Genomic DNA, 7167 nt, shown 5'->3' on the forward strand with positions numbered 1-7167 from the left:
CGCCTACTCCGCCGCCGAAAGCTCGGCCTTCACCTCGTTGAGGATGCGCCGGCCCTCGCCCTGTTCGATGCGGGCAATGTCGTCCTGGTATTTCAACAGCACGCCGATCGTGTCGGAGACGGTTTCCGGATCGAGCGCCACCTTGTCGAGTTCGGTCAGCGCGCCGGCCCAGTCGATGGTTTCGGCGACGCCAGGCACCTTGAACAATTCGATCTGGCGCAGCTTCTGGATGAAGGAGACCACTTCTGCCGAAAGCCGCTGGTTGGCCTGCGGCACCTTACGACGCACGATCTCGAGCTCGCGCTCGGCATTGGGATAGTCGACCCAGTGATAGAGGCAGCGCCGCTTCAGCGCGTCGTGGATCTCACGGGTGCGGTTGGTGGTGATGATGACGATCGGCGGCTCTTCCGCCTTGATGGTGCCGAGCTCGGGCACCGTCACCTGGAAGTCGGACAGGATTTCGAGCAGGAAGGCCTCGAACGCCTCGTCGGTGCGGTCGAGCTCATCGATCAGGAAAACCGGGGCAGCGCCCGTCTTTCCGGTCAGCGCATCGAGCACCGGGCGGCGGATAAGGTATTTTTCGGAGAAGACGTTGCGCTCCATGGCGGACCGCTCGACCTTGCCGGCCGCCTCCTCCATGCGGATTTCAATCATCTGCGCGGCGTAGTTCCACTCATAGACGGCGGACGAGACGTCGAGGCCTTCATAGCACTGTAGGCGGATCAGCCGGCGGCCAAGCGCCTGTGCCAACACCTTGGCGATCTCGGTCTTGCCGACGCCGGCCTCGCCCTCGAGGAAAAGCGGCCGCTTCATACGCAACGACAGGAACAGCACGGTCGCCAGCGACCGGTCCGCCACATAGTCCGCACCGGTCAGGAGATCGAGCGTCTCGTCGATCGTCCGTGGCGCGGCGCGCGGTTTCAGCTCGGTCATTCTTTCTCCGTGAACGCCGCCGCTCCGCTTTCCAGTACGTGGTAGCCGCGGGCGTGATAGATCAGCGGCCGCAAATTATCGCCCATACGCAGACCTGTCACCTTGCCAAAAAGCACACGATGGGTAGCCAGATCCTTGGTATCGATCAATTCGCAGTCGAACACGGCGAGCGCACCCTTCAGCGTCGGCGCGCCGGTAGAGATCACATCCCATTCGCCAAGCGCGAAACGTTCCTCGACCGGCAGGCCGGTGATGCCGGAAAAGCCGACCGACAGCGGCTCCTGGTGCGAGGCCAGCGTGTTCAGGGCAAACCTGCCGTTTTTCACGAACAGCTCATTCTTGGCATTTTCGCGGTTGAGACAGACCAGGATGGTGGGCGGCGTGTCCGACACCGAACAGGCGGCGATCACCGTCGTGCCACGCTTGCCGGCCAGCCCGTCGGTGGTGACCACATGGACGTGGCCGGCAAAGTGGCTCATCGCGTCACGATAGGCCTGCGGCCCAATGTCGTTCTTCTTCAGCACCGGAAATTTTCCATGGTCAGGATCCTACCGACATATATGGCCAGACATAGCCCGCCACAAGCGAAGTGCCTGAGCCATATCCCGAAATTCGCGTGTTGCACCAAGGCCGGGCAGCCTTTAGGTCTTGGCGGCAATAGTGCCAGGAGCATAGAGCCGGCACAGAGGGACCCATCGCTCGAATGCGACCCAGGACAAGAACAATAGCGGCGCTGTTCTGGCTGTTTCTGGCCAGCGGTGCGGATGCCCAGACGCTGCTGGTCGGGGTCTCCGCGCCCCTGTCTGGACCATCGGCCATTCTCGGCAAGCAGATCGAGGCCGGCACCGGTCTGGCGGCCGAAGCGAACGGCATCGAACTCAAGACCGTGGATGACGCCTGCACCGCCGATGGCGGCGCTACTGCTGCCAGGGAATTCGCCGCCGCCAAGGTCAATATCGTGGTCGGCTTCCTCTGCACCGAGGCGATCGAGGCGGCGATGCCTATTCTCAAGGACGCCAACATTCCGGTCATCACCGTTGGCGTGCGAACCGAGAGCCTGACCGACCGCCGCGCCCAGACCGGCTGGCCGGTCTATCGCCTCGGCCCGCGCGGCGACGATGAGCGCAACACTGTCGCCTCTGCCCTCACCCATCTGTGGCAGAACGAGCTGTTCGCCATTATCGACGACGGCACCATCTACGGCCGTGAGATCGCCGAGACGTTGCGGGCCGCGGCCGAACAGGCTGCGCTGAAACCTGTGTTCGTCGACACGTTCCGGCCGCAGCTCGACAATCAGATCGGCATGATCGGTCGGCTGAAGAAGGCCGGCGCGACGCATGTCTTTGCCGGCGGCGACGGCGACGACATCGCCATCATGGGCCGCGATGCCGCGCAGCTTCAGGCGGGCATCGTCTTTGCCGGCGGCGAGAATCTGCGCACACCGCCGGGCGACGTGCCCTATGCCGTGGGCACGCTGATGATCGCACCGCCGGAATGGGCCGATGTCGCCGATCCAAAAGTGCTGGCAGCCTTTGCCGCGCAGAAGATCGTGCCTGACGGCTATACGCTGCCGGCCTTTGCAGCGGTCCAAATCGCCAAAGCGGCGTCAGGCTTGTCCGAAAGCTCGGGTCCATTGGCTGAAGCCCTGACTGGACAGGATTTCACCACGGCGATCGGGCCGATCCGCTTTGATGCGAAAGGCGATCTCAGCCAGAGCCCCTATCGCGTCTTCCGCTTCGACGGCACGCGCTTTGCGCCCTTGGAAAGCAACTGATGTTTCGCACCGGCCCACGCAACCTGATCACCGACGTTGCCGGCCTGCGGGTCGGCAACGCGTCCGACGCCAGGCTGAAATCCGGCGTAACGGCCGTGCTTTGCGATGCGCCGACAGTGGCCGGCGTCCAGATCCTGGGCGGTGCGCCGGGCACCCGCGAGACCGATCTGCTCGAACCGCACAATTCGGTCGAGGAGGTGCACGCCGTGGTGCTTTCGGGCGGTTCGGCTTTCGGCCTCGACGCGGCCTCCGGCGTGCAGGCGGCGCTGCGTGAACGTGGCATCGGCCTCGAGGTCGGTGGGTTTCGCGTGCCGATCGTGCCGTCGGCGATCCTGTTCGACCTGCGCAATGGCGGCGACAAGGATTGGGGCCGTTATCCGCCCTACCGCGAACTTGGCTATGAAGCGGCGCAAACCGCCACCGCCGATTTCCAGCTCGGTACCATCGGCGCCGGCACCGGCGCGCTCACTTCGGGGCTGAAGGGCGGCCTCGGCTCGGCATCGACGCTGCTGGACAGCGGCGTCACCGTCGGTGCGCTGGCCGCCGTCAACCCGACCGGCTCGGTGAACACAGGCCGAACCCGTCATTTCTGGGCGGCACCGTTCGAAATCGGCAACGAATTCGGCGGTCTTGGCTATCCCTCGCCGATGCCGGACGAGGCGAAGCAGATTCTTTTGAAATACCGCGACAAGCATTTTGGCCAGCAGACGGAGACCGGCGGCAACACCACCATCGCGGTCATTGCCACCGATGCAGTGCTCACAAAGGCTGCTGCCAAGCGCCTGGCGATATCGGCGCATGACGGATTCGTCCGCGCCATCTGGCCGACACACACGCCGGCCGACGGCGACCTTGTGTTCGCGCTGGCGACGGGCACAAGCGGCATCGAACTCTCCGCCGATGCGGCAATCAATCTCTATGCAGCGGCCGGCGCCACCATGGCGCGCGCCATCAGCCGAGGCGTGTTTGCCGCGACGCCTGCCGAAAACGATCTGTTTCCGGTTTGGTCGTCACGCTTGGGATGAGCGGAAGGCGTTGATCAGACCGGGTCGGACTTTTCTTCCTCGAACGTCACCGCGACGTCGGAATTCGCCGACAGCCAGACCTTCTTGCCGTCGACCTCGGCAATCAGGGTCAGAGGAATGTAATGATGATGGCCCTTGTGAGCGCCCTCGCCGCTATCGGCCTTGGTCAGCTTGATGCGCTGGCCGTCGACCTTGTCGACGGTGCCGACATGCACGCCATCGGCGCCGACGACTTCCATATGCTCGCGAATTTTGCTGGTGTCGGTCATGGTGGTTCTCCATTGGGACTGCCGACATTAACAAATGACGGGCCGATTGGATGCATCGGCTTTCGCACCGCACGACGTTTTGATTTCGTCGTGCTAGGGGATTGAGACGATCACGGGGGTGAAGACCGATGCGAATGCTCTTTCTGTTTGCCGTTGGCCTGCTTGCACAGTTTGCGACCTCGATCGCGGCTCATGCCGGCGATGTCGCCGAACTTGAAATCCTCGGCTTCACCAAGGACGGCGGCGTCTTCGCTTTCGAGGAATATGGCGTGCAGGATGGATCGGGCTTTCCCTATGCCAACCGCTATTACATCGACACCAGCACCGACAGCTTTCTGAAGGGCACGCCGATCCGGGTCCGGCTTGAGGACGAGAATGCCGAACTGGACGCAGCGCGCCTTCAGACCCGGCAAAAAGGCGAAGCCATTGTCAGTCAGGCCGAGCTGAGCGCCAACCGCGGCATTACCGCGGGTTTCAACCCGGTGACCGAACTTTCGGCCGATCCGCACCGGATGGCGGTCAACCCGCGCCCGATCTTCTCTCCGGTCGACCAGCCGCTCGAGTTCCGCCTCGATGAGCTCGGCATGAACAACACCGAGGGCTGCGAGAGTCAGGGCGAGATCAACGGCTTTCGGCTGCTGCGCATCGAGGCGCAGAATGGCGGCATCACCAAGCTGCTGCACGAGGACAAGGCGATACCGAAAAGCCGGGGTTGCCCGAACGGCTACCGCATCGGTGCCGTGCAGACCTTTTCGATGGACAGTCTCAGCGCCTATGCCGTGCTGATCGCGGTGCGCCAATACGGCTTTGAAGGCCCGGACTTTCGCTGGATCGCGGTGACCGGCCGCCTGTGACATCCCCTGTTCAATCCGCCAGGCGCAATCGTGCGCTGAACCGCTTTCGCCGCGCGATACCGACGCCGCGCACTGCGCTTTTCGGCGCCGTGTTGTGGGCTGTGACGATGGGCGCCAGCGCGCTCGTCACCCTGTTGTTGGACGACTGGGAGACGCCGGCGAAAATCCGCATTGTCACCGCGCTGTTTGCGGTGGGAGCTGCGCTGGCCTTTCCGATCGGCCTGTTCGCGGCACGGCTGGTCTCACAGGGAAGACGCTGGGAAGTCGCCTTCGCCGCGGCCTTCGTGTGCCTTGCAGCGGCGACGATCGGCCTGACCGCCGGGCTGTTTGCCCTGCAGTACCGCTCCTACTACGCCGAGTGGCACGCCCCTGCTTTCACCCGCACCTGGGCCCTCCAATTCGTCTTCACGACGTTGATTGCGCTCTATCAGTTCGTGGTGCTGGGCATCCGGCTCTATTTTCCAGTTGGTTTCATCGCTCTGTTTGCCGCGGGCGTCTGGTTTGCGCGCCAGCAGCGTTGAGCATTTTGCTCACCTCTGTTAGGACGCGGGCAAACTTCTCGATATGTCAGGACTGACCGATGATCCCTCGCTATTCCCGACCGGAAATGGTCGCCATCTGGTCGCCAGAAACCCGGTTCCGCATCTGGTTCGAGATCGAAGCCTATGCATGCGACGCGCTGGCCGAACTCGGCGTCATCCCCAGGGAAGCGGCAAAAACCATCTGGGAAAAGGGCGGGGCGGCAAAATTCGATGTCGAGGCGATCGACGAGATCGAGCGCGTCACCAAGCATGACGTCATCGCCTTCCTGACCCATCTCGCCGAATTCGTCGGCCCGGACGCCCGCTTCATCCACCAGGGGATGACCTCGTCGGACGTTCTCGACACCTGCTTTGCGGTGCAGCTTACCCGCGCCAGCGATATCCTGCTCGCCGACATCGATGGTCTGCTTGCAGCGCTCAAGCGCCGCGCCTTCGAGCACAAGGATACCGTCACCATCGGCCGCAGCCATGGCATCCATGCCGAGCCGACAACCTTCGGCGTCAAGCTGGCGCAGGCCTATGCCGAGTTCTCGCGCTGCCGCGAGCGCTTGGTGCATGCGCGGGAGGACATTGCCACCTGCGCCATTTCGGGCGCGGTCGGCACCTTCGCTAACATCGACCCCTATGTCGAGGAACATGTCGCGGCGAAGCTAGGCCTGAAGCCCGAACCGGTGTCGACGCAGGTCATCCCGCGCGACCGCCACGCCATGTTCTTCGCCACGCTCGGCGTCATCGCCTCGTCGGTCGAGCGGCTGTCGATCGAGATCCGGCATTTGCAGCGCACCGAAGTGCTGGAGGCGGAAGAGTATTTTTCGCCGGGCCAGAAAGGCTCGTCGGCCATGCCGCACAAGCGCAACCCGGTGCTGACCGAAAATCTCACCGGCCTTGCCCGCATGGTGCGTTCCATGGCGCTGCCGGCAATGGAGAATGTGGCGCTCTGGCACGAGCGCGACATTTCGCACTCCTCGGTCGAGCGCATGATCGGCCCCGACGCCACGGTGACGCTCGATTTCGCACTGTCACGGCTGACCGGCGTCATCGACAAGCTGCTCGTCTATCCCGACAACATGCTGAAGAACATGAACAAGTTCCGCGGCCTCGTGCATTCGCAGCGCGTCATGCTGGCGCTGACGCAAGCGGGCCTGTCGCGCGAAGACTCCTACCGGCTGGTGCAGCGCAACGCCATGAGAGTGTGGGAGCAAGGCGCTGATTTTCTTGAGGAACTTTTGGCCGACAAGGAAGTGACCGCAGCGCTACCGGAAGCCGAGATCCGCGAGAAATTCGACCTGGGCTATCACACCAAGCATGTCGACACGATCTTCAAGCGGGTGTTTGGCAAAGCCTGAGGCAAAGCGCTATACCGTCGCTGGCGTCAAGCTGAGCACCCTTCATCCGACCTCGCTTCGCGAGGCCACCTTCTTCCACAAGGGGAAAAGGAAAGGCTGCGGCAACCTTGCCGCCAAGCATCAGCGATCGAGATTTGCAGAGCCGCGAGCGGCAGGCTTCACCTTCTCCCCTGTGGGCTAGCGTGCGCACACATTTGCTTCGTGCTGTGGTCAAGCGTGAAGAAGCGACGCCGGAAAATGGCTTGAAGTGTTTGAANCGCATNTGATTCTGTAGCTGCCATTGTTCTGGAGGCTACGACGATGGCTTTGCTGCTTGGATACTTCGGCGACCTGCGCCTGCAAAAAAGGGGAGCATGGTTCTGGAGCGCATGTTTGCGCGTGTCAGCGCGGGCATGCGCCGGCTGGCCGACACGCGCGCCGAGAA

Annotated in this window: 8 protein-coding genes; 5 read left to right on the forward strand and 3 right to left on the reverse strand. The window is 63.0% G+C overall.

Annotation, left to right across the window (positions count from 1 at the left end):
- Positions 1-3 precede the first annotated feature (3 nt).
- Positions 4-933, reverse strand: a complete 930-nt coding sequence (locus tag M729_RS0120255; protein ID WP_023810354.1) for a MoxR family ATPase — start codon at positions 931-933, stop codon at positions 4-6.
- Positions 930-1457 carry a flavin reductase gene (locus M729_RS0120260; protein WP_027162650.1) on the reverse strand — a complete coding sequence of 176 codons (528 nt, stop codon included), beginning with the start codon at positions 1455-1457 and terminating at the stop codon, positions 930-932. The genes M729_RS0120255 and M729_RS0120260 overlap by 4 nt, the downstream gene beginning before the upstream one ends.
- Positions 1458-1636: 179 nt before the next feature.
- Between M729_RS0120260 and M729_RS0120265 the strand changes: the two genes are divergently transcribed.
- Together M729_RS0120265 and M729_RS0120270 are read left to right on the forward strand one after the other, a co-directional pair.
- Entirely contained in the window at positions 1637-2707 is a 1071-nt protein-coding gene (locus tag M729_RS0120265; protein WP_027162651.1) for an ABC transporter substrate-binding protein, read from the forward strand.
- Complete coding sequence (locus M729_RS0120270) at positions 2707-3732, forward strand: P1 family peptidase (protein WP_027162652.1); 1026 nt, start codon at positions 2707-2709, stop codon at positions 3730-3732. Before M729_RS0120265 ends, M729_RS0120270 begins: the two co-directional genes overlap by 1 nt.
- A 14-nt stretch (positions 3733-3746) precedes the next feature.
- On the opposite strand, the gene M729_RS0120275 is transcribed toward M729_RS0120270, so the two are convergent.
- The gene (locus M729_RS0120275; protein ID WP_027162653.1) at positions 3747-4001 is read right to left on the reverse strand and encodes a DUF2171 domain-containing protein; all 255 of its coding nucleotides are present in this window, start codon (positions 3999-4001) and stop codon (positions 3747-3749) included.
- A gap of 128 nt (positions 4002-4129) precedes the next feature.
- Between M729_RS0120275 and M729_RS0120280 the strand changes: the two genes are divergently transcribed.
- The 3 genes from M729_RS0120280 to purB all read left to right on the forward strand — a co-directional run bounded on the left by M729_RS0120280 (position 4130) and on the right by purB (position 6743).
- Positions 4130-4855 (forward strand): DUF2259 domain-containing protein, encoded by a 726-nt coding sequence (locus tag M729_RS0120280; RefSeq protein ID WP_027162654.1) that lies wholly within the window; start codon positions 4130-4132, stop codon positions 4853-4855.
- A 107-nt stretch (positions 4856-4962) separates the two neighbouring features.
- Positions 4963-5376 carry a hypothetical protein gene (locus M729_RS0120285; RefSeq protein ID WP_084652675.1) on the forward strand — a complete coding sequence of 138 codons (414 nt, stop codon included), beginning with the start codon at positions 4963-4965 and terminating at the stop codon, positions 5374-5376.
- Between the two features lie 59 nt (positions 5377-5435).
- Entirely contained in the window at positions 5436-6743 is a 1308-nt protein-coding gene (purB, locus tag M729_RS0120290; protein WP_027162656.1) for an adenylosuccinate lyase, read from the forward strand.
- The last annotated feature ends 424 nt before the right edge of the window (positions 6744-7167 follow it).

Source organism: Mesorhizobium sp. WSM1293, assembly GCF_000513875.1.
In the GTDB taxonomy this organism is placed as follows: Bacteria; Pseudomonadota; Alphaproteobacteria; order Rhizobiales; family Rhizobiaceae; genus Mesorhizobium; species Mesorhizobium ciceri.